Annotated in this window: 22 protein-coding genes; 17 read left to right on the top strand and 5 right to left on the bottom strand. The window is 71.1% G+C overall.

Annotated features, from left to right (window positions below):
• Positions 1–4: 4 nt before the first annotated feature.
• A complete protein-coding gene (locus tag ABD286_RS16785; RefSeq protein ID WP_344195572.1) occupies positions 5–616 on the bottom strand; it encodes an SIMPL domain-containing protein in 612 nt (203 codons plus the stop codon).
• A gap of 98 nt (positions 617–714) precedes the next feature.
• Here ABD286_RS16785 and ABD286_RS16780 point away from each other — a divergent pair, with 98 nt between their 5' ends.
• The 4 genes from ABD286_RS16780 to ABD286_RS16765 all read left to right on the top strand — a co-directional run bounded on the left by ABD286_RS16780 (position 715) and on the right by ABD286_RS16765 (position 4992).
• Positions 715–1425 carry a class I SAM-dependent methyltransferase gene (locus ABD286_RS16780; protein ID WP_344195570.1) on the top strand — a complete coding sequence of 237 codons (711 nt, stop codon included), beginning with the start codon at positions 715–717 and terminating at the stop codon, positions 1423–1425.
• Between the two features lie 9 nt (positions 1426–1434).
• Positions 1435–1884: a hypothetical protein gene (locus ABD286_RS16775; RefSeq protein WP_344195568.1), complete on the top strand. Its 450-nt coding sequence runs from the start codon at positions 1435–1437 to the stop codon at positions 1882–1884.
• A gap of 17 nt (positions 1885–1901) precedes the next feature.
• Positions 1902–3377 (top strand): amino acid permease, encoded by a 1476-nt coding sequence (locus tag ABD286_RS16770; RefSeq protein ID WP_344195566.1) that lies wholly within the window; start codon positions 1902–1904, stop codon positions 3375–3377.
• Positions 3378–3516: 139 nt separating this feature from the next.
• Positions 3517–4992, top strand: coding sequence for an NAD-dependent malic enzyme (locus ABD286_RS16765; RefSeq protein WP_344195564.1), 1476 nt, complete (start codon positions 3517–3519; stop codon positions 4990–4992).
• On the opposite strand, the gene ABD286_RS16760 is transcribed toward ABD286_RS16765, so the two are convergent.
• Positions 4957–6072 (bottom strand): LLM class flavin-dependent oxidoreductase, encoded by a 1116-nt coding sequence (locus ABD286_RS16760; protein ID WP_344195562.1) that lies wholly within the window; start codon positions 6070–6072, stop codon positions 4957–4959. The genes ABD286_RS16765 and ABD286_RS16760 overlap by 36 nt on opposite strands.
• A gap of 68 nt (positions 6073–6140) precedes the next feature.
• On the opposite strand from ABD286_RS16760, the gene ABD286_RS16755 reads away from it, so the two are divergent.
• The 10 genes from ABD286_RS16755 to ABD286_RS16710 all read left to right on the top strand — a co-directional run bounded on the left by ABD286_RS16755 (position 6141) and on the right by ABD286_RS16710 (position 15653).
• The gene (locus tag ABD286_RS16755) at positions 6141–6539 is read left to right on the top strand and encodes a VanZ family protein (protein WP_344195560.1); all 399 of its coding nucleotides are present in this window, start codon (positions 6141–6143) and stop codon (positions 6537–6539) included.
• A 213-nt stretch (positions 6540–6752) separates the two neighbouring features.
• A complete protein-coding gene (locus ABD286_RS16750) occupies positions 6753–9119 on the top strand; it encodes a DEAD/DEAH box helicase (protein WP_344195558.1) in 2367 nt (788 codons plus the stop codon).
• A 123-nt stretch (positions 9120–9242) separates the two neighbouring features.
• Positions 9243–9797: a YqgE/AlgH family protein gene (locus tag ABD286_RS16745; protein WP_344195556.1), complete on the top strand. Its 555-nt coding sequence runs from the start codon at positions 9243–9245 to the stop codon at positions 9795–9797.
• Between the two features lie 42 nt (positions 9798–9839).
• A complete protein-coding gene (locus tag ABD286_RS16740; protein WP_344195554.1) occupies positions 9840–10142 on the top strand; it encodes a DUF3039 domain-containing protein in 303 nt (100 codons plus the stop codon).
• A 226-nt stretch (positions 10143–10368) separates the two neighbouring features.
• Positions 10369–11334, top strand: coding sequence for a zinc metalloprotease (locus tag ABD286_RS16735; RefSeq protein WP_344195552.1), 966 nt, complete (start codon positions 10369–10371; stop codon positions 11332–11334).
• Between the two features lie 127 nt (positions 11335–11461).
• Positions 11462–13222, top strand: coding sequence for a DEAD/DEAH box helicase (locus ABD286_RS16730; RefSeq protein ID WP_344195550.1), 1761 nt, complete (start codon positions 11462–11464; stop codon positions 13220–13222).
• A 135-nt stretch (positions 13223–13357) separates the two neighbouring features.
• On the top strand, positions 13358–13978 hold the full coding sequence (locus tag ABD286_RS16725) for a hypothetical protein (RefSeq protein ID WP_344195548.1): 621 nt from the start codon (positions 13358–13360) through the stop codon (positions 13976–13978).
• The gene (locus tag ABD286_RS16720; protein WP_344195546.1) at positions 13975–14724 is read left to right on the top strand and encodes a hypothetical protein; all 750 of its coding nucleotides are present in this window, start codon (positions 13975–13977) and stop codon (positions 14722–14724) included. Before ABD286_RS16725 ends, ABD286_RS16720 begins: the two co-directional genes overlap by 4 nt.
• Positions 14724–15314, top strand: a complete 591-nt coding sequence (locus ABD286_RS16715; protein ID WP_344195544.1) for a hypothetical protein — start codon at positions 14724–14726, stop codon at positions 15312–15314. Before ABD286_RS16720 ends, ABD286_RS16715 begins: the two co-directional genes overlap by 1 nt.
• A 54-nt stretch (positions 15315–15368) precedes the next feature.
• Complete coding sequence (locus ABD286_RS16710; RefSeq protein ID WP_344195542.1) at positions 15369–15653, top strand: hypothetical protein; 285 nt, start codon at positions 15369–15371, stop codon at positions 15651–15653.
• Positions 15654–15695: 42 nt separating this feature from the next.
• On the opposite strand, the gene ABD286_RS16705 is transcribed toward ABD286_RS16710, so the two are convergent.
• Positions 15696–16160, bottom strand: a complete 465-nt coding sequence (locus ABD286_RS16705; protein WP_344195540.1) for an Lrp/AsnC family transcriptional regulator — start codon at positions 16158–16160, stop codon at positions 15696–15698.
• A 107-nt stretch (positions 16161–16267) separates the two neighbouring features.
• Here ABD286_RS16705 and hppD point away from each other — a divergent pair, with 107 nt between their 5' ends.
• A complete protein-coding gene (gene hppD, locus ABD286_RS16700) occupies positions 16268–17476 on the top strand; it encodes a 4-hydroxyphenylpyruvate dioxygenase (protein WP_344195538.1) in 1209 nt (402 codons plus the stop codon).
• A gap of 128 nt (positions 17477–17604) precedes the next feature.
• The gene (locus ABD286_RS16695) at positions 17605–18681 is read left to right on the top strand and encodes an RDD family protein (RefSeq protein WP_344195536.1); all 1077 of its coding nucleotides are present in this window, start codon (positions 17605–17607) and stop codon (positions 18679–18681) included.
• A gap of 52 nt (positions 18682–18733) precedes the next feature.
• On the opposite strand, the gene fahA is transcribed toward ABD286_RS16695, so the two are convergent.
• Positions 18734–19975: a fumarylacetoacetase gene (gene fahA, locus ABD286_RS16690; protein ID WP_344195534.1), complete on the bottom strand. Its 1242-nt coding sequence runs from the start codon at positions 19973–19975 to the stop codon at positions 18734–18736.
• Between the two features lie 3 nt (positions 19976–19978).
• Positions 19979–20839, bottom strand: a complete 861-nt coding sequence (locus ABD286_RS16685) for a hypothetical protein (protein WP_344195532.1) — start codon at positions 20837–20839, stop codon at positions 19979–19981.
• Positions 20840–20939: 100 nt separating this feature from the next.
• On the opposite strand from ABD286_RS16685, the gene ABD286_RS16680 reads away from it, so the two are divergent.
• The gene (locus tag ABD286_RS16680) at positions 20940–22181 is read left to right on the top strand and encodes a homogentisate 1,2-dioxygenase (RefSeq protein WP_344195530.1); all 1242 of its coding nucleotides are present in this window, start codon (positions 20940–20942) and stop codon (positions 22179–22181) included.
• Positions 22182–22621 lie beyond the last annotated feature (440 nt).

Here is a 22621-nt window from a genome sequence, read left to right as displayed (position 1 = left end):
GTGTCTACTTCCAGTCCCAGCGGACCACGACGGTCGCGGTCACGGTGTGCTCACCCAGCTCGACGGAGGTGTCCGCCGCACGCATCGCCATCATGGCCATCCGTGGCTGGGGTCCACCCTGCACAACGTCACAGAGGTCTCGGACCTTCCCCAGCTCGCGGCCGGCCAGCGCCGCATACTGCTCCGCCTTGCGCCGCGCGTCCGCGAAGGCGGCCTCGCGCGCCCGGGCGAGCAGGGGTTCGGGGTCGGCCACGTCGAGACCGATGTGGTCGATGGTGAGGGCGTTGCCGGCGACGCCGGCGAAGGCGTCCACGAGGCCCCCGACGAGGCTCGCGTCGCGGACGGTCACCGAGAGGTTCTGGTATGCCGTGTAGCCGACGACCGTGGTCCCCTCCCGGTCGTGACGGGGGTGCACCCCCGTGTCGGTGGTGCGCAGGTCGGCGGCGCCGACGCCGTGGTCGCGGGCGGCCTGGGCCAGTCCCGCGGCGCGGCTCCCGGCGTCGGCCAGGGCGGAGGAGACGTCGTCGCCGTCGACGCGCACGCCGACCTGGAGGCGCACGACGTCCGGGACGGCCGAGGCACGCCCGGTGCCGCTGACCTCGAGGTGGCTGCTCATGCCCCCAGCCTAGGTCGGCCGCCTCGCCGGCAGGGCGGGCGCGATGTCAGGAAGTCGTGGTTGGCTGGTCGGCGCATCGTCAGGAAGGACAGCACGACATGACGCAGCAGACCGCGGGCGCCAGCTCGCCCACCAGCACGGCCGAACGCACCTCCGGCACCGACCTCGACCTGGACGAGGTCCGCCGCTACTGGGACGACTTCGCGGCCGAGTACGACGAGTACCCCGACCACGGGCTGCTGGACTCCGACATCCGTGCCGCGTGGAAGGACCTGCTGCGGACCTGGCTGCCGGCCCGCCCCGGGCACGTCGCGGACCTCGCCTGCGGCACCGGGTCGATGGCCGTGCTCGCGGCCGAGCTGGGCCACCAGGTCAGCGGCGTCGACCTCTCCAGCGAGATGGTGGCCCGGGCGCGGGCCAAGACCGCACCCTTCGGCGGTGCCGTCGACGTGGTCCAGGGCGACGCGGGGGTGCCGCCGCTGGCAGCCGGCGCGTTCGACGTGGTGCTGGCCCGCCACATCCTGTGGACCCTGCCCGACCCGGTGGCCGCGGTCCGCGCGTGGGTCGACCTCGTGCGCCCCGGTGGTCGTCTCCTCCTCATCGAGGGTCGCTGGGGGATGGAGGCCGACGCCGGCCACGGCGTGGTGCCCTCCTGGCGCTCCGGCGTCCCCTCGGTGGAGCTCGCTGCCCTCGTGCGGGACCTCGTGGGGGAGCCCGCCGTGGTGCAGCTCTCGGACTCGACCTACTGGGGCAAGGAGATCGAGCAGGAGCGCTACCTGCTCACGGTCCGCAAGCCCGAGCCGGCATGAGCTCCCGTCGTGGCTGAGGAGGCCGGAGGCGGTCGCGCGGTGCACGTCGTCGGCTGGGTCTTCCTCGGGCTGGCGGCACTGATGGTGCCGTGGACCGCCTACCTCGCGCTGCACCTGCCGAGCTCGCAGGCGGCGGCGCACTACGACCTCGCGTGGGGTGGGTTCGACGCGGCGATGTTCGTGGCGCTCGCCGCGACCGCGTGGGCGGCGCTGCGCCTGCACCCAGCCCTCCCGTCGCTCGCGGCCGTCACCGGGACGCTCCTCGTCGTGGACGCGTGGTTCGACGTCGTCACCGCCCCGGCGACCGACGACCGGTGGGTGGCGGTGGCGATGGCCGTGGTCGTGGAGCTGCCGCTCGCGGGGGTCTGCCTGTGGCTTTCGCTGACCGGGCACCAGCTCGTCCTGCGGAGGCTGCGACGCCGCGCGGCGAATGGTCCCGGTTTGCGCACCGGTGACTGAGCCGCCACCCTCCTCGGGTGAGTGATTCGAGCAGGAGCACAGCAACCGACCCCTCCATCCCCGAGCCGAGCGGCGGCAGCGGCACGCAGGAGGGGGGCCCCGTGGGCAGCCACCTCCAGGCCGGCCTCAAGCCACGTCACGTCACGATGATCTCCATCGCGGGGGTCATCGGCGCGGGTCTGTTCGTGGGCTCGGCCAAGGCCATCGCGACAGCCGGGCCGGCCGTCCTCATCGCCTACGCGCTCGCCGGCACCCTCGTCGTCCTGGTCATGCGCATGCTGGGGGAGATGGCCACCGCGCAGCCCGACACGGGGTCGTTCTCCACCTATGCCGACCGCGCGATCGGACCGTGGGCCGGCTTCTCGATCGGCTGGCTGTACTGGTGGTTCTGGGTGATCGTGATCCCGGTCGAGGCCACCGCCGGGGCGCTGATCCTCGGTGACTGGTTCCCCGGGGTCCCGCAGTGGGTCTTCGCCCTGGTCATCACCGGGCTGCTCGTCGTCACCAACCTGTTCAGCGTCGGCAACTACGGCGAGTTCGAGTTCTGGTTCGCGCTCGTCAAGGTGATCGCCATCGTGGCCTTCATCGTCGTGGGCGCCCTCGCGATCTTCGGCGTCCTGCCCGGCTCCGACACCTCCGGCGTGAGCAACCTGTGGACCAACGACGGGTTCATGCCCAACGGCTTCGGCGCCGTCCTGTCGGCGATGCTCGTCACGATGTTCACCTTCATGGGCACCGAGATCGTCACCATCGCCGCCGCCGAGTCGCCCAACCCCGAGGCGGGCATCCGCAAGGCCGTGAACTCGGTCATCTGGCGCATCAGCCTCTTCTACCTCGGCTCGATCTTCGTCGTCGTCGCCCTCGTGCCGTGGAACGACCCGGCCCTGGTCGACGAGAACTCCGGCTCCTACCAGGCCGCGCTCGAGCGGATGGGCCTCGGTGGCCTGACGACGGTGCTCGAGTTCGTCATCCTCACGGCGGTCGCGAGCTGCCTCAACTCGGCGCTCTACACCGCGTCCCGCATGGCCTTCTCGCTCTCGTCGCGAGGTGACGCACCCGCCGGCTGGTCGCGGACCACGAGCCGCGGCGTCCCGGCCAACGCCATCATCGCCAGCTCGGTCGTCGGCTTCCTCGGTGTCGTCGGCAACTACCTGCTCCCGGAGAAGATCTTCGGCTACCTGCTGGCGAGCTCGGGCGCCATCGCGCTATTCGTCTACCTCGCCATCGCGTTGTCCCAGCTGAGGATGCGACGCCAGCTCGACGACGAGGGCACCCGGCCGGCCGTGCGCATGTGGCTCTACCCCGGTCTGACCTACGCCACGATCACCTTCATCGTCGCGGTCCTCGTGCTCATGCTGGTCCAGGAGGGGCACCGTCTCGAGCTGGGCCTCAGCCTCGCGCTGGCAGCGGTGATCCTCGCGATCGGCATCTCCCGACGCGGCACCGGCCCGCACCGGTCGGTTGAGACCGAGCAGGCGCGAAGCACCCGGTGACCCGTCGCGGTCTCGCCGCCCGGCCCGTGGGGAGACCGGTCCGCGAGACCGGCCGGCGAGACCGGCCGGCGAGACCGGTCGGCGAGATGGCGGACACCCCGGTTCGGCGTACCCCCCGGTAATCGGGACAATGCACGGCATGAGCGCCGTGCCCTCCGTGTCCAACTCCATCACCGTCCGACTGACGCTCCCGGCCCGCGCCACCGCGGTCTCCGAGCTCACCGGGATCATCGAGAAGAGCGGGGGACTGGTCACCGGTCTCGACGTGACCGCGTCGGGTGCCGACCGCATCCGCGTCGACGTCACGGCAGCCGCCCGTGACACGACGCACGCCGACGAGATCGTCGAGCAGATGCGCGCGGTCCACGGCGTCGAGATCGGCAAGGTCTCGGACCGCACCTTCCTCGTCCACCTCGGTGGCAAGCTCAAGATCGAGTCCAAGGTCCCGATCCGCAACCGTGACGACCTGTCGCTCATCTACACGCCCGGCGTGGCCCGGGTCTGCATGGCCATCGCCAACAACCCGGCCGATGCGCGTCGCCTGACGATCAAGCGCAACACCGTCGCCGTCGTCACCGACGGGTCCGCGGTCCTGGGCCTGGGCAACATCGGGCCGCTCGGGGCCCTGCCGGTGATGGAGGGCAAGGCCGCCCTGTTCAAGCGGTTCGCCGACATCGACGCCTTCCCGATCTGCCTCGACACCCAGGACACCGAGGAGATCATCACCGCCGTCAAGGCGATCAGCCCGGTCTTCGCCGGCATCAACCTCGAGGACATCTCCGCACCGCGCTGCTTCGAGATCGAGGCGCGGCTGCGTGAGGAGCTCGACATCCCGGTGTTCCACGACGACCAGCACGGCACGGCGATCGTCACGCTCGCCGCCCTGCGCAACGCGCTCCGCGTGGTCGGCAAGGAGCTCAGCGAGTCCAAGGTCGTCCTCAGCGGGGCCGGTGCGGCCGGCACGGCGATCCTCAAGCTGCTCCTGCGGGCCGGTGCCCGGGACGTCGTCGTCGCCGACCAGTACGGCGTCGTGCACAGCGCCCGCGCGGACCTCGCCGCCGAGGGCCAGGAGAACCTGCGCTGGGTGGCCGAGCACACCAACACCCGTGGCCTGACGGGGACGCTCAAGGAGGCCGTCGGCGGGGCCGACGTCTTCATCGGCGTCTCCGCGCCCGGCATCCTCACCGGCGACGACATCGCCACGATGAACGACAAGGCGATCGTCTTCGCGATGGCCAACCCCGAGCCCGAGGTGGACCCGTCCGCCGCCGCGCAGCACGCCGCCGTCGTGGCGACGGGCCGTTCCGACTTCGCCAACCAGATCAACAACGTCCTGGTCTTCCCCGGCGTCTTCCGTGGCCTGCTGGACGCGGCGTCGACCTCGATCGACCTCGACGTCATGCTCGCTGCTGCCAAGGCGCTCTCGGAGGTCGTGCACCCCGACGAGCTCAACGCCGCCTACATCATCCCGAGCGTCTTCCACCCCGACGTGTCGAAGGTCGTCGCCGCAGCGGTCAAGGCCGCGGTGCTGGGGCAGAGCCCCGAGGCGGTCGAGCGTGCGGCGGTCGCCGAGGCAGCCTCACCCACGGGCGACGAGGCCGAACTCCTGCGCTAGCAGCTCGAGGCTGCGCAGCTTCGCGTCGAGGTCGGGCGTCGGTGCCACGAGGGTGATCTCGTCGGCGCCCGCCTCGTCCGCGAGGGCGGTCAGGCCCTTGGCGACATCGGTGGCCGGACCCGCGAACACCCGCCCCTCGAGGCTGGGCGCGATGCGCGCGAAGTCGGCTGAGAGCCGGAACTCGCGGATGTCGGCCGCGCTCGGACGCGTGGTGTCGCCGCTGCGGATACGGCGCATCTGCAGCGCCCACCCCGCGCGGAAGTCGGCTGCGACGTCCTCGTCGTCGGTGGCCAGGGCCAGCACCGAGATGATGACGCGCGGGGTGTCGCCGACGAGGCCGGGACGGAAGTTGCGCCGGTAGGCCCGCAGCGCGTCCACCGCGAGCTCGGGGGCCATGTGGTGCGCGAAGACGGTCGTCATCCCGTTGGCCGCCGCGAAGGACGAGCCCCATCCGCTCGAGCCAAGCATGAGCAGCTCGGGGGAGGTGTCCACGACCGGGGTGGCCAGGACCGCCTTGAACGGGTGGTCGTCGGGCCAGGTGTCCGAGAGGAACGCCAGTAGCTCGCCGGCCTGCTGCGGGAAGTCGTCGGCCGACAGGGCCTCCCGGGAGCGACGCAGGGCGAACGCCGTCAGCTGGTCGGTGCCGGGCGCGCGCCCCAGGCCGAGGTCGATCCGGCCCGGGTGCAGCATCTCCAGCGTCTTGAACCACTCGGCCACCTTGAGGGGGGAGTGGTTCGGCAGCATGATGCCGGCGGCACCGACGCGGATCGCGGACGTCTGTCCGGCCAGGTGCGCGATGAGGATCTCGGGAGAGCTGCTGGCAAGGCCTGCGAAGCTGTGGTGCTCGCTGATCCAGTACCGCGCGTAACCGAGCCGGTCGGCCGCCTGGGCCACCCGGGTGCTCCGGGCGATGGCGTCCTGCGCGCTCTGCCCTGCCGGGACGTCGACGAAGTCGAGCAACGACAACGGCCGGGTATGGCGCGTCGTGGGCTCGGGTGCGAGTCCATCGGTCTGCTCGTCGTTCGTCGGTTCGTTCGTCGGTTCGTTCGTCGGTTCGTTCGTCGCGGTCACGTCAGTCACGCAGGAGGCAACACCACCGGGCGGCCACCGATTCCGTGGGCGGCGACCACGCCGCATACGCTGGCCGGGTGAGGCAGCAGACCGAGCCGACGCAGGCCGCGGGGCGGATCCGTCCGGAGGGGTCGCGGGGTCCGACCCGGACCCAGGTGCTCGCCGTGGTCGTCGTCGCGGTGCACCTGGCGGCGTTGTACTGGCCACGGGTGGACATCCAGGGGCCGGTGACCTGGACCGACAAGGTCGTGCACGTGCTGCTCTTCGGGGTGCCCACCCTGCTCCTGCTCCGGGCCTGGCGTCGTCCGTGGCCGGCCGTCGGCCTGATCGCCCTGCACGCCCCGCTCAGCGAGCTCGCCCAGCACTTCTGGCTGCCCAACCGGTCGGGGGATGCCTGGGACGCCGTCGCCGACCTCGGGGGAGTGGTGCTCGCCGTCACGCTGGCCGTGGTCGGAAGGCGTCGCTGGCGCTGGTAGTATTCAGGTGCTCAGTTCGGCAGGCGCCTGGCAGCGCCACCGGAGGCACAGTGGCCTCACCACGTTTTCCCGATTCCGACTGAGCCCCACCGGATGACAACTGTTGATCCGGTCCAACGGGCGCTGATGCGCCTGAGGCTCGTCTTCATCGTTGCCCTCGCCAGGTGGCTCGAGACGTGTCTACCTCGAGCACCTGAAGTGAGTTGAATATCTGTGCCCAAGAACCAGCGATCCGGCGCGCCCAAAAGGGCCCGCTGGACCCCTGACCAGAAGGCTGCCGCGAAGAAGGGTCCGAAGAAGGCCCACCGCGGACAGTCCGCTGCAGGCGGGTCCGCCGCCTCGCGTCCGGCCCGCGACGCCGACCGCCTGGCGCGCCGCGAGTTCAGCCGTGACGACAGCCGTGGCGACCGCCGCCCCACCACCGACCGCGGCCCCCGCCGCGAGTTCAGCCGTGACGAGCGCCCCGCGCGTTCGTTCAACCGTGACGACCGGCCCCAGCGCCGCGACTCCCGTGACGAGCGTCCTGCGCGTTCGTTCAACCGAGACGACCGGCCCCAGCGCCGCGAGTTCACCCGTGACGACCGCCCGGTCCGTCGCTTCGACCGTGACGACAACCGTGGCCCGCGCCGCGAGTTCTCCCGCGATGAGCGCCCCCAGCGCAGCACCTACTCCCGTGAGGACCGCACCGTGACCCGCTTTTCCAATGAAGACTCCCGTGGCCCGCGCCGTGACGCCGGCCGTGACGACCGCCCGCAGCGCTCGTTCAACCGCGACGACCGCCCGGCCCGCACGTTCAACCGTGACGAGCGTCCCGCACGCTCCAACGACCGTGACGACCGTCCGGCGCGCACGTTCAACCGTGACGACCGCCCCGCGCGTTCGTTCGACCGTGACGACAACCGTGGTCCGCGTCGTGAGTTCGGCAGCGACCGCCCGCAGCGCTCGTTCAACCGTGACGACCGCCCTGCGCGTTCGTTCGACCGTGACGACAACCGTGGTCCGCGTCGTGAGTTCGGCAGCGACCGCCCGCAGCGTTCGTTCGACCGGAACGACCGCCCGCAGCGTTCGTTCGACCGGAACGACCGCCCGCAGCGTTCGTTCGACCGGAACGACCGCCCGCGCTTCGAGGACCAGGTGGACCCCGAGGCCGAGCGCATGGAGGCCGACACCTGGGTGAAGGCGACCCGCAAGAGCGTCGACGGTCCCGTGGACGTCGCCGAGGACAACGGCTTCGCCGCCCTCGGCCTGTCGAGCCGCCTCGTCGAGCGACTGGCCCGTGACGGCATCACCACGCCGTTCCCGATCCAGAACGCCACCATCCCGGACGCCATGGCCGGCAAGGACGTCCTCGGCCGTGGCCAGACCGGCTCCGGCAAGACGCTGGCCTTCGGCCTGCCCGCCCTGTCGCGCCTCGACAACGGCCAGAAGGCGTCCCCGCGTCGCCCGCGTGCCCTCGTCATGGTGCCGACGCGTGAGCTCGCGATGCAGGTGTCCGACGCGCTCGAGCCCCTCGTGCACGTCCTCGGCCTGCGCCACAAGCTCGTCGCCGGCGGCCTGTCCTACACGACCCAGATCAACGCCCTGAACCGCGGCGTCGACCTGCTCATCGCGACTCCCGGTCGCCTCAAGGACCTCGTCGAGCGCGAGGCCGTCATCCTCGACGCGATCGAGATCTGCATCCTCGACGAGGCCGACCACATGGCCGACATGGGCTTCATGCCCGAGGTCACCGCCATCCTCGACCAGATGCCCAAGGGTGGGCAGCGCATGCTGTTCTCCGCGACGCTGGACAAGGGTGTCGACAAGCTCGTCGACGGCTACCTCACCGACCCGGTGACGCACTCCACCGACGACGCCAAGGCCTCGGTCACGACGATGGAGCACCACGTGCTGCTCATCGACCCGATGCACAAGAAGACCATCACGGCCGAGGTCGCGAACCGCTCGGGTCGCACCGTGGTCTTCGTCCGCACCAAGCTCGGTGCCGACCGCGTCGCCCTCCAGCTGCGCGAGCAGGGTGTCTTCGCGGCCGCCCTGCACGGTGGCCTCAACCAGGGTGCCCGCAACCGCGTCCTCGGAGCCTTCCGTGACGGCAGCCTGCCGGTGCTCGTCGCCACCGACGTCGCCGCTCGCGGCATCCACGTCGACGACGTCTCCGTCGTCCTGCAGGTCGACCCGCCGGCCGACCACAAGGACTACCTGCACCGCTCGGGTCGCACCGCCCGCGCCGGTGACAAGGGGACCGTCGTCACCCTGGCCCTGCCGCACCAGCGCCGCACCATGGAGCGCATGGCCCGTGAGGCCGGCATCGACGCGGTCCCGACCAAGGCCGTCCCCGGCGACGAGCGCCTCGCGGCGACCGGCGCCGTCACCCCCAGCGGCATCCCGGTCCCCGAGGACCAGGTCCGTCGTGTCCTCGAGGGTGAGAAGCGCGGTGGCCGTCGTCCCGGTGGACACGGTGGCCCGCGTGGCGGTGGCCCCCGTGGTGGCGGTCCCCGTGGCCCGCGCCAGGGTGGCAACCGTTCCTACGGCAGCGACCGTGGCGGCCAGCGCGGTGAGCGCAGCAGCTACTCCCGCTGAGCATCACCCCCGCGTGACTGACGCGCGCTGACCGCAGCGACACCGCACGGCGCGCCTCACCCGAACAGCCAGAGCCCCGGTCCCCGTGACCGGGGCTCTGTCGTGGGTGGGCATGATGGGGGAGTGGACGCTGACCTGTCGGGCAACCTGCTCGTGGCGACACCCCAGATCGAGGACGGGGTGTTCTGCCGCAGCGTCGTGCTGCTCCTGCACCACGACGCCGAGGGAGCCCAGGGGGTCGTCCTCAACCGGCCCATGGAGGCCCGCATCGACGCGGTCCTGCCGGACTGGCAGGCCCACGCCACCGCACCGTGCGTGCTCTTCGAGGGCGGCCCGGTCGGGCTCGACAGCGCCCTCGGCCTCGTGACCGTGCCGGGCGACGTGGAGCCCCTGGGCGTCAAGCGGCTCTTCGGTGGCCTGGGCCTGGTCGACCTCGACACGCCTCCCGCGATCGTCGTCCCCGAGGTCGCCGGGCTGCGGATCTTCGCCGGGTATGCCGGGTGGTCACCCGGGCAGCTCGAGGCGGAGGTGCGCTCGGGGAGCTGGTACGTCGTGGAGTCCGAGGGACGTGACGCCTTCGACGCGGACCCGGGGCAGCTGTGGACGCGGGTGCTGCGCCGCCAGCGCGACCACCTGGCCTTCGTCGCGACGTTCCCCGCCGACCCCGAGATGAACTGACGCGACGCTGGGTGCGGCCCCGCACGTCATACACTCGGGCGCATGAGCGAGCCCCAGATCCCCCTGGACGACCCGCTGGCCCCCGCGGCCCAGCCCTCCACCTCGACCGCCGTGCTGGAGCGCGAGCAGGTCGAGGAGCAGCTCCAAGAGCCCGGCGACCACGAGCGCTTCTCGCACTACGTGCGCAAGGAGAAGATCCTCGAGAGCGCCCTGTCCGGCGACCCGGTCGTCGCGCTCTGCGGCAAGGTCTGGGTCCCGGGCCGCGACCCGAAGAAGTTCCCCGTGTGCCCGACCTGCAAGGAGATCTACGAAGGTCTGCGGGCTCCGCAGGACGGCGGCGAGTAGCCGCGTCCGTAGGGGTCCCGAGCAAGCCACTCCGGTCCCACGCTGCTCGGGAGCCCCGAGCGGCTCAGGACGGTGCTTGGACCACTCTGGTTCCCTGACCTGCCCTTTTGCGATGGAGTCTTTACCTGCTCCTACCGGCTGTTGAGGCGACCTTGCCGCAGCGACGCCTAGCGTCGACGGGTCGGCGCCGGTCACCTCGAGATCGGTGCCCCGTGAAAGGACGCCCATGAAGCTTCGCTCCCGAATCGCCCTCTCGTCCCTCATGCTGGGGGCCGTCGCCCTCGGTCTCGGCCAGGGCAGCGCCACCGCGCAGCCGATGGCCGGCGAGACCTCTGTCGCCGCCGAGTGCGCCACCCACACCGACTCGGTGAACTCGGCCCGCACGGCGGAGGGTGGCAACCGCAAGGACGGCAACGAGCTGTCCCCGGCCCAGGCCAAGGCCATGGAGGCCGGCCTCGCCAAGGCCATGGCGGCCAAGGGCTACAGCAAGGCCTCGAACGGCTCGGCCCGCAAGCCCGGTGGGGGCAGCGCCTTCGCCGCGACGAACATCAGCGTGTACTTCCACGTCATCACCGACGGCACCAACGGCACGCTGACGACGACGCAGATCAACAACCAGCTGTCGGTCCTCAACAACGCCTACGCCTCGTCCGGCTTCTCGTTCACGCTGGCCGGCACCGACGTGACCAACAACGCCAGCTGGTACAACCTGTCCCAGGGCAGCAGCGCCGAGCGCTCCATGAAGACGGCCCTGCGCAAGGGCACCATGGACGACCTCAACATCTACAGCGCCAACCTCTCCGGCGGCCTCCTGGGCTGGGCGACCTTCCCCAAGGCCAGCTACGACGCCATGGACGGCGTCGTCGTCCTCGACGAGAGCCTGCCCGGTGGCAGCGCGGCGCCGTACAACCTCGGTGACACGGGCACGCACGAGGTCGGCCACTGGGCCGGGCTCTACCACACGTTCCAGGGCGGTTGCACGGGCCAGGGCGACTACGTCTCCGACACCGCTGCCGAGGCCTCGCCGGCCTACGGGTGCCCCACGGGCCGTGACAGCTGCACCTCCGCCGCCGGTCTGGACCCCATCAAGAACTTCATGGACTACACCGACGACGCCTGCATGGACAGCTTCACCGCAGGCCAGACCACCCGCATGCAGAACGCCTGGGTGACCTACCGCCAGGGCAACTGACGACCCTTTGGTCGACGCCCGCACCCCACTCCCAGCGAGTGCTGTCGTCTAGCACACACCGAGGCCCCGGCGGCGACGCCGGGGCCTCGGCATGTCGTCCGCCGACACCGGCTAACGTGGCCCGCCTATGAGTACCGCCGCCGCTTCGCACCTTTCACCAGCATTCCCGGAGCGGGCGGCGTGGGGCACCGCGTCGAAGCTGCGCGCCTGGCAGCAGGCGGCGCTCACCTCCTACCTCGAGGCCGACCCGCGCGACTTCCTCGCCGTGGCCACGCCTGGCGCCGGCAAGACGACCTACGCCCTGCGGCTGGCCACCGAGCTCTTCGGCCGGGGGACCATCTCCGCCGTCACCATCGTGGCCCCGACGGAGCACCTCAAGACCCAGTGGGCGGAGGCAGCCGCCCGCGTCGGGATCCACATCGACCCCAAGTTCTCCAACTCCTCGGCCCGGCACTCGAGCGAGTACGACGGCGTCGCCCTGACCTACGCGCAGGTCGCCAGCCGGCCCTCCCTGCACCGCACGCGCACCGAGTCCGCCCCGACGCTGGTGATCCTCGACGAGATCCACCACGGTGGCGACAACCTGTCGTGGGGCGACGCGATCCGTGAGGCCTTCGAGCCCGCCGCCCGTCGCCTGGCGCTGACCGGAACGCCGTTCCGCTCCGACACCTCACCGATCCCGTTCGTCACCTACGCCGAGGACCGCGACGGCATCCGCCGCTCCTCGGCGGACTACACCTACGGGTATGCCGAGGCGTTGCGTGACGGCGTCGTCCGCCCGGTGCTCTTCCTCGCCTACGGCGGCGCGATGCGCTGGCGAACCAAGGCCGGTGACGAGATCGCCGCCCGGCTGGGCGAGATGCTCACCAAGGACTCGATGGCGCAGGCCTGGCGCACCGCGCTGGACCCCAAGGGTGAGTGGATCCCGTCCGTCCTGGCCGCCGCCGACAAGCGGCTGACCGAGGTGCGCCGAGGCGTCCCCGACGCCGGTGGCCTGGTGATCGCCTCCAACCAGACCGCGGCCCGCGCCTACGCCAAGATCCTCGAGGCCATCACGGGCGAGAAGGTCACGACGGTCCTGTCCGACGACGCGGGCTCGTCCGAGCGGATCGAGGAGTATGCCGCGGGCGACTCCCGCTGGATGGTCGCCGTGCGGATGGTCTCCGAGGGCGTCGACGTCCCGCGCCTCTGCGTCGGTGTGTACGCCACCTCCACGTCCACCCCGCTGTTCTTCGCGCAGGCGGTGGGCCGCTTCGTGCGCGCCCGCCGACGGGGCGAGACCGCGTCGGTGTTCCTGCCGTCCGTCCCGGTGATCCTCGAGCACGCGGCGCGGCTGGAGGACGAGCGCGACCACGCCCTCGACCGTGTCACGAAGGACGAGAACAGCGCCTCGGCCATGTGGGCGGAGGAGGACGCGCTCATCGACGCGGCCAACCGCACCGCGCGCACCCCCGACATGGACCAGATGACCTTCGAGGCGCTGGAGTCCGACGCGGAGTTCGACCACGTGCTCTTCGACGCCAAGCAGTTCGGCCTCAACGCCGTGGTCGGGTCCGACGAGGAGCAGGAGTACCTCGGGCTCCCCGGCCTGCTCGAGCCGGACCAGATGGCGGTGCTGCTGCACGAGCGGCAGACCGCCCAGCACGGTCGGCGACCCAAGGGAGCCGAGGCCCAGGGCGCCGTGTCCGCGCACCGGGCCCTCGCGGCGCAGCGCAAGGAGCTCAACAAGCTCGTGGCCGCCTACGCGCGCAAGAACAACGCCCCGCACGGGGTCGTGCACAACGACCTGCGTCGGGCCTGCGGTGGTCCCTCCCTGGACGAGGCGACCTCCGAGCAGGTGACCGCGCGGATCGACAAGATCCGGAACTGGTTCGTGGGCCGCAGGTAGCACCTCCGGACCGACTTCACGGACAGGGGAGTGGTCCCCATCGTGGCTCCGCGCGATCGCCGGTAAGGTTCCGGCTGGCGCAGCGAGGGGGCTCGCGCGCCGAAGGACGAAGACCGACGCGACGGGGGAGAGACCATGACGATCGAGGTCAACTACGGCGGGATGGCCGAGCTGGCCCAGGCGGCCGAGCTGCAGCGGGGCTACCTGCGTTCCGTGCACTCGTTCGTGACGGGGAGCTGCTCGAACTTCGGAGCCTTCAGCGGCTTCATGTCGATCTTCGCCGGCCAGTACCGCTCCGCCTACACCGACGCCGAGACCAGCCTCAGCCAGAGCCCCGGTGCGGCCCACGGCATGGCCTCCAAGATCCGGACCACCGCCGACAACTTCCACCAGCGCGACATCGCCGCGTCCGACCGGCTCAAGGCCTTCGAGACCCAGATCAGTGTCGCCGGCCTGCCCAGCATCGGCCCCGGCGGACCCATGGCGCCAGGGGAGCACGGACCCTGGGTCACCCGTGAGGACAAGAACATCGCCGGGGGTGCAGGGGTGGTCATCGACATCACCCGCGAGGGGGAGAACCTCTTCAACCCGCATGTGCCGGCCCACGCCTGGGACGACGGACCGAAGAGCCTCAACCCGCTGTCGCCGATCGCGCTCGCGGGCGAGATCGAGAACGCCGTCAACACGACCGCCGACGCCGCAGGGGTGGGCGACGACCTCGACGACTACCGCGACTTCGAGAGGGGCGAGAAGTGAGCGCGCTGGCCATCCACGACCCGGCCGGGTACCTGAACGCCGCCGGCACGTCCGACGCGTTCGGCGACGTGATCGAGAACGCCAAGGGGAACTGCGGCCCGATCCTGCAGGGCATCGACTGGGCGATGAACAAGATCCTGCATTGGTCGCCCATCGAGGCGATCATGAGCCCGCTGGCCGGGGACTTCAACGGTGTGGACCAGATGCGCAGCAACTGGGACTCCACGAGCAAGGGGCTGAACGAGGTCGCCGAGAACTACCGGCGGATGGCCAACCACGTGGACCAGGCCTGGCGTGCCGGGTCGGCGACCCTGGCGAGGGCCCAGCTGCTCGACCTCGCCTCGGCCCACGGCCGGCAGAGCACGGCGACCGGCCTGATGAGCCGCCAGCTCGGCAACATGATGTCGGCGACCTCCCAGGTGGTGCAGGCGGTGGCCGGCATCCTCGGTCTCATCGAGGAGTGGGTGCTGACCCTCAGCGTCGCCAAGCTCGCCAAGGAGCTCATCACGATGGGTGGCGGGATCCGCCGCGCCATCACCCTGATCAACCAGGCCATCGACCTGATCCAGAGCCTGTCCAAGCTCATCCCCGCCCTCATCGAGGCGTGCGGCATCTTCGCGCTCGTCATGCAGGGCGTGAACGTCGTGCTGTCGGGCGCCGCGGCTGCCTCGCACGGCCAAGCCGGGTCCCACGTCGACGAGACCGCGAACAGCGGCTTCCCGGGCACCGGGCCGGGTGACCTCTGATGGCGCCGGCGCCGGGCGAGCGGGAGCTCGACGAGGTGATCCACCGGGCGCAGGCCGCGCTGCGCCGTCAGGAGTCCGAGATCGCCGACGTGCTCAAGGGTGTCGAGCGGGCCAAGGCGGTCACCGCCCGGGCGAAGGTCGAGATCGAGCGGGACAAGGCGCAGGATGCAGCCGAGCGCCGTGCCGAGGAGACCGCCGCCCGCACCGGTGAGCTCGGACCCGAGCGACGGGCGCTGCAGCGCCGCCTCGACGCGAACCAGACCACGTGGGCCGAGGTGTTGTCCGGCCGCGACGAGCACGAGACGGCGGTCGCCTACCGCGAGGCCGTCGGCGTCCAGGCCCGCAAGGTCGTGGACCGGCTCCGTGAGGAGGACCCCGAGTGGGGTGCGGCCTTCGACCGGTTCGGACCGGACCACCCCGTGGACTTCCCCGAGCCGCCCGTCGACGACCGGATCGACCCCCTGCGCCCCGGCAGCCTCGACCCGGGCCGACCGGGAGGCCCCGAGGTGGGACCGCCGGGCGACGACCCGGCCGGCGGTGACGGTCGCGACCGTCGCGGCGGCCCGCCCAGGCCCGGCGGCGTCTGGTGACCGCCTAGCCTGCCTGCTGCACGACTCCACCCCGTTCCCCCGAGAGGTACCCCCGTGGCCAACGCCTACATCGAGACCCGGATCAAGATCACCCGGGTCATGCTCATCATCCTCGGCGTGCTCATCGCCGCCCTGTTCACCTGGGGCGCGATCGCAGTTCCCGAGCCCGGCTGGTACGCGGCGCTGCCCATGAACGCGCTCGGCATCGCGCTGGTCCTCGTCGGCAGCCGCCGACGGGTCGCCACGCAGGGGGAGTCCGGCTCGGCCGTCATGTCCCTGGGTGGCCTGGTCATCGTCGCCTCGATCTTCGTGTCGTTCGCCCTCGGCAACGCCTCCTGAGCCACCGACCGGGCTGGGCCACCGTCCGGGTCGGATCGCCGGTCAGCCGCCCGCCTGCACCAGCGGGAGAGTCCGCAGCGGGATACGGGTCGCCAGCGAGATCGTCGTGTTGGCCCTGACCACGTGGCGGTCGTCGACCACGGCGTCGATGACGCGCTGGAGGTCGGCGTTGTCTCGGGCCACGATGTGGATGAAGACGTCGCCCGAGCCGGTGATCGTGTGCGCCTCGAGCACCTCGGGGATCCCCTCGAGGTGCTCGACCACGGGGGAGTGACCGCGCCCCTGGCGGATCTCGAGGGTGCAGAACGCCGAGACGGGGTAGCCCATCGAGGCCGGGTCGAGCTGCGGGGCCCACGACCGGATCACGCCGCGCGAGACCAGCCGGTCGAGGCGCGCCTGCACCGTCCCCCGCGCCACGCCGAGCTCCCGCGAGGCCCCGAGGACACCCATCTGCGGGTGGTCGGTGAACAGGGTCAGCACGCGGCGGTCGAGGTCGTCGAGGATCATGATCACATTGTCCACCAGCAGCCCCGATCGGGCAGGCACTCTGCGCACACTGTGCAACGCGGCGGCATACGGTTGCACACAAGAGGCCCAGCCGCCACGCTGCACCCATGACGGACACCACCCTTGACCTGACCCCGCAGGAGCGCGAGGCGAACCTCGACATCGAGCAGCTGAAGCAGCTCGTCGGGCTCGTGGAGTACGACGAGTCGAAGGACCCGTTCCCGGTCACCGGGTGGGACTCCATCGTCTTCGTCGTCGGCAACGCGACCCAGACCGCGCACTACTACATGTCCGCGTGGGGCATGGAGCTCGTGGCCTACGCAGGACCCGAGAACGGCCAGCGCGACCACAAGTCGTTCGTGCTGAAGTCCGGCTCGATCCGCTTCGTCGTCAACGGTGCCGTCACCCCCGACAGCCCGCTCATCGCCCACCACGCCAAGCACGGCGACGGCGTCGTCGACATCGCCCTCGAGGTCCCCGACGTCGACAAGTGCGTCGCCCAGGCCAAGGCGGCCGGCGCCCGTGTCGTCCGTGAGGCCGAGGACATCAGCGACGAGCACGGCACCGTGCGCATCGCCTCCATCGCCACCTACGGGGAGACGGTGCACAGCCTCGTCGACCGGTCCCGCTACACCGGTCCCTACCTGCCGGGCTACGTCGCGAAGGCGTCGACCTTCGCCAAGCGCGACGGTGCCCCGAAGCGGCTCTTCCAGGCCCTCGACCACATCGTCGGCAACGTCGAGCTCGGCAAGATGGAGGAGTGGGTCACCTTCTACAACAAGGTGATGGGCTTCGTGAACATGGCCGAGTTCATCGGCGACGACATCGCCACCGACTACTCCGCGCTGATGTCCAAGGTCGTCGCCAACGGCAACCACCGCGTGAAGTTCCCGCTCAACGAGCCGGCGATCGCGAAGAAGAAGAGCCAGATCGACGAGTACCTCGAGTTCTACGGCGGCCCCGGCGCCCAGCACCTGGCCCTCGCGACGAACGACATCCTGCGCACCGTCGACGAGCTCCGCAAGGAGGGTGTGGAGTTCCTCGACACCCCGGACTCCTACTACGAGGACGAGGAGCTGCGCGCCCGCATCGGCAACGTCCGCGTGCCGATCGAGGAGCTGCAGAGCCGCAAGATCCTCGTCGACCGTGACGAGGACGGGTACCTCCTGCAGATCTTCACCAAGCCCCTCGGCGACCGCCCCACCGTGTTCTTCGAGATCATCGAGCGGCACGGCTCGCTGGGCTTCGGCAAGGGCAACTTCAAGGCGCTGTTCGAGGCCATCGAGCGTGAGCAGGACGCCCGCGGCAACCTCTGAGCCACCCCGCCCGGACACCAGGGCCGGTATGGCGCGCGGTCACCACGCGCCATACCGGCCCTTCGTCGTGCCCGCCTCGTCGCACCCGCCTCGTCAGGGGCCGCAGCGGTGCGTGAGAGGCTGACCCCATGCAGACCCCCACGCACGCCGGCTGGTTCGACGACCCCGAGAACGACCAGCAGCTGAGGTACTTCGACGGCGTCGTGTGGACGAAGCACACCACGCCCCGGTCGACGCGGCAGGCGTCGTCGGCGCCGGCCCAGCCCGGGCAGCAGCAGTACCCCGGTCAGGGCCACCCCCCGCAGTACCCCGGTCAGACGCAGAGCGCCTCCAGCCAGGGCAGCCAAGGCAGCACCGGCGGCCAGGGCCAGGCCCCGTCGGGTGACGCCCCGCAGGGCCGGACCCCGGCGCAGCAGGGTCAGCAGCAGGGCGGTTGGCAGGCCCCGAACCCGCAGTTCCCCGGTACGCCCCAGTCAGGGCAGTGGAACGCCCCGCAGGGCCAGCCCCAGCAGGGGCAGCAGCCGTACCCCGGGCACGGGCAGTACCCCCAGCACTACGGCCAGCAGGGTCAGCCGTACCCCGGGCAGCCCGGGCAGCAGCACCCCGGCCAGCAGGCGCCGTGGAACGCCCCCGGCTACGGCGGTTTCGTCACCGGACCCACGACCCCGGACGGTCAGCCGCTGGCCACCTTCTGGCAGCGTGTCGGGGCGTACCTCATCGACGGGATCATCCAGTTCCTGCTGGTGCTGGTGTTCGCCGGCTGGCTTCTCGTGCGGGCGCTCGGGCCGGTGCTGGACGACTTCCGCCGCGCGATCGAGACCAACGACCCCGCGGCATTCGAGACGATCAACACGACGGGCCTCGACTACGGCTCGCTGATCGCCTTCGCCCTGATCTCGGCGGCCATCCAGTTCGGGTACTCCGTGCTGTTCCTGTCGCGCACGGGGGCCACTCCCGGAAAGGCGGTCCTGGGCATCAGCGTGCGACTGCGTGAGCGTCCCGGGGTGCCCAGCGTCGGCGTGGCAGCGCGGCGCACGTCGGTGCAGACCGCCCTCAGCCTGCTGTCGAACATCCCGGTGCTCGGCAACATCGCCGGACTCGCCGCCCTGCTGGACCTCCTGTGGCCGGCCTGGGACGACAAGAAGCAGGCGCTGCACGACAAGTTCGCGGCGACGAACGTCGTCAAGGGCAAGCAGCAGCGCTAGCCGGAGCCGGGTCGTCGACCACCCCGACCACCCCAGCCCACCCGGGTCCGCCTCAGCGGGCGGGGATGATCGTGCCGCGGACCTCGCCGAGGCCGATGCGCGTCCCGTCGGGACCGGGCGCCCAGCCGCGGATGACGACGGTGTCGCCGTCCTCGAGGAACGACCGGGTGCTGCCGTCGGCGAGCTCGATCGGCTCGGTGCCGTTCCAGGACAGCTCGAGGAAGCTGCCCCGCGTGCCGCGGTCGGTGCCGGAGATCGTCCCGGAGCCGAACAGGTCACCGGGGCGCACCGAGGCACCGTTGACGGTGAGGTGCGCCAGCATCTGGGCCGGCGACCAGTAGAGGTCCCGGTACTCGGGGCGGGCGACGACGGTGCCGTTGAGCTCCACCTCGTAGTGGACGTCCAGCCCCCAGGGGGTGCCGTCGCCGAGGAGGTAGGGCAGCGGCTGCGGGTCCTGGGCCGGCAGGGGCAGCCGGGCGCCGGCCAGGGCGGCCAGCGGCACGACCCACGCCGAGATGCTCGTGGCGAAGGACTTGCCGAGGAACGGCCCCAGCGGCACGTACTCCCAGGCTTGGAGGTCGCGCGCGCTCCAGTCGTTGAGCAGGACCACCCCGAAGAGGTGGTCGTCGGCGTCGTCGACCGACACCCGCCTGCCGAGCTCGGTCGCCGCACCCACGACGAACCCCAGCTCGGCCTCGATGTCGAGGCGGATGCTCGGGCCGAACGTCGGGGCCGTCTCGGTCGGCGCCTTGCGCTGGCCGGTGGGGCGCACCACGTCGGTGCCGGAGACGACGACGGTCCCGGCCCGGCCGTGGTACCCGATCGGCAGGTGCTTCCAGTTGGGGGTCAGCGGCTCGGAGTCGGGGCGGAAGATGCGTCCCACGTTCGTGGCGTGGTGCTCGCTGGCGTAGAAGTCGACGTAGTCGGCCACCTCGACGGGCAGGTGCAGGCGCACGTCCTCCAGGTCGAGCAGGTGCGGCTCGACGCAGTCCCGCAGGCTGTCGTTGGTGAGCACCTCGACGAGCCACGCGCGCGCGGCGTCCCACGCCGGACGCCCCTGGGCCAGGAAGGGGTTGAGGCAGGGGGCGAGCCAGACCTCGCCCGACTCCATACCGGCCTGCTCGGCGCACGCCCCGGCGTCGAGCACCTGGTCGCCGATGCGGACCCCCACGCGCGGCGCGGTGCCCTCGGTGGAGAAGACGCCGTAGGGGAGCGTGCCCAGCCCGAAGGGGTGGTCGGCCGGGAGGTCGAGCCAGGGCGCACGGGCGGTCTGGTCGATCGGGTCCGTGGACATCGGTCAGGCTCCTTCGATGAGGCGACGTGCGGTGAGCTCGCCGATCGGGTCGGTCACTTCGCAGCATCCGTATGCCGTGAAGGTGGCACGGAGGCGGGTGGCCTCCTCGGGGCCGAGGAGCCCCGTCCGGCGCACGAGCGCCTCGGTGTCGCGGTCCGCGAGCACGGCTGCGAGCTCCGGCTGCGGGGCGCCGTCGAGCGCAGCGTGCACGGCCAGCAGCACGTTGAGCAGGCCGTGCTGCTCACCCTCGGCACGCGTGCCGCGGACGACGTGGTGCAGGCCACCGGTGAGCTTGAACGGGACCCCGCGGCCCACCGCCGCAACGACGAAGCCGGCGAGCTCGGCCTCGTCCGGCCAGTGCCAGGTCGGGGTCGCACCGGTGCGGAACTTCGCCTGGACGGTGTCCTCACCGCGGAGGTCGTCCAGGGCCGACGGCTGCGCATCGCCCCGGGGGACCTCGAGGGTCAGGGGCAGCGCGCCGAGGGCGGCATCGCGCCAGGACGGGGTCCAGGCCATCTCGACACCGACCGCGACCACGCCGCCGGCGGCCTCGAGCGTCGTCACGGCTGCCTCCACCTCGGCGACAGGGACGCCGGGACGGGCGACCAGCGCGACGGCCAGGTCCGCTGTGAGGGCTCCGACGCTCGCGGCTGCGACCGGCTCGAGCTGCTGCACAGAGGCGACCGGGACGAGCAGTGGGCCCACCATCGAGGCGTACGCGCTCGAGCGGTGGAACCGGTGCAGTCGCACCGCCTCGTCCAGCGGTGCGTTCCCCGGCGGGAAGACGGCGGCGTCGTCGACCAGGCCGTCGAACAGCGCGGGGTCGGCGACGCGCACAGCGGCGGTCGTCGACGGCGGTGTCATGGCGGCGAGGCTACTAGGGTGGCAAGCGGCCGAGGACCCGGCCCGAGGTCCGTCCCGCACGGGTGACGCGACCAGCGACGAGACCACGACGAGGTGGACAGTGGCGCACTACCAGGCCATGGGCAGCATCCCGCCCAAGCGGCACACCCAGCACCGGCGCCCGGCCCGTGGCGGCCGACCCGGTGAGCTCTACTACGAGGAGCTCATGGGGGAGGAGGGGTTCTCCTCGGACTCCTCCCTGCTCTACCACCGCAACATCCCCTCGACCGTGGTCGGCGCAAGGGAGTGGAGCATCGGTGACCTGTCCACGACGCCCAACCACCCGCTCGTGCCGCGACACCTCAAGCTGCACGACCTGTTCGCGCCCAAGGACGTCAGGAACACCGACGTCGTGACCGGGCGTCGCCTCGTGCTGGGCAACGGGGACGTGCGCATCTCGTATGCCGTCGCCGGCGCCCCGAGCCCGTGGTACCGCAATGGTGTGGGTGACGAGTGCGTCTACATCGAGCGCGGAAGGGCACGGGTGGAGACCGTGTTCGGCGCCTTCGACGTCGCCGAGGGGGACTACGTCATCATCCCGAGGGCGACGACCCACCGTTGGATCCCGAGGCGCTCGACCAAGGACCCGCTGCGGGCCTACGCCATCGAGGCCAACTCGCACATCGCCCCGCCCAAGCGCTACCTGTCGAAGTACGGGCAGCTGCTCGAGCACGCCCCCTACTGCGAGCGGGACCTGCGGGGTCCCGCCGGGCCCCTGCTGGCCGAGGACGTGGGGGCCAAGGCCGACGAGGAGTCCGAGGTCTACATCAAGCACCGAGGGAACGGCCCCGGAGGGATCGTGGGAACGATCCACACCCTTCCCTTCCACCCGCTCGACGTCGTCGGCTGGGACGGCTGCCTCTACCCGTACGTCTTCAACGTGCGTGACTACGAGCCCATCACCGGGCGCGTGCACCAGCCGCCGCCCGTGCACCAGGTCTTCGAGGGCTGGAATTTCGTCATCTGCAACTTCGTGCCGCGCAAGGTGGACTACCACCCGCTGTCGATACCCGTGCCGTACTACCACTCGAACGTCGACAGCGACGAGATCATGTTCTACGTCGACGGCGACTACGAGGCCCGCAAGGGATCGGGGATCGGCAAGGGCTCCATCTCGGTGCACCCCGGGGGTCACGCGCACGGCCCGCAGCCCGGCGCGAGCGAGGCCTCGATCGGTACGGAGTACTTCGACGAGCTCGCCGTCATGGTCGACACCTTCCGTCCCCTGGAGCTGGGGGAGGGTGGCCGGGCCGTCGACGACGGTGCCTACGTGTGGTCCTGGAGCCGTCCGCGCAGCTCGTGACGGCTGCCGGGGTGCCTCCGGCCCGCTGTGGGACCACGGCGGGAGCACGGCGGGAGCACCCCAGCAGCACCCCGGCAGTACGGGCGTGGGGGCAAGGGAAGCGAATCCCGGTGCAGCACAACAGGATTCGCGCCACAAGAGCACGCCGGCAGTGCGATCCAGCCCGTGAGAAGGGGGTTGCGGACCTCGATTTTGGCGTCTCGCCGTTCATGGTCTACAGTTGAGTCATCGCCGAACGCCAAGCGCGCTTCGATCCGGGCCTTCCTGACAAGGAAGAGCGGATTTGACGCCCAAGTTGCGAGGCGAGTAACCTTGAACGGTTGCCCCAAACACTCCGGCCGGAAACGGCGAGTCGCTGGTGTGCGTCCGATCCTTGAGAACTCAACAGCGTGTCAAAAATCGATGCCAATTACCTCGTCTCTGGGGTGGCGCGGCTTTCA

Source organism: Pedococcus aerophilus (assembly GCF_039532215.1).
In the GTDB taxonomy this organism is placed as follows: Bacteria; Actinomycetota; Actinomycetes; order Actinomycetales; family Dermatophilaceae; genus Pedococcus; species Pedococcus aerophilus.
Note: the sequence above shows the minus strand (reverse complement) of the source record. Positions and strands in the feature narration are given on the sequence as shown.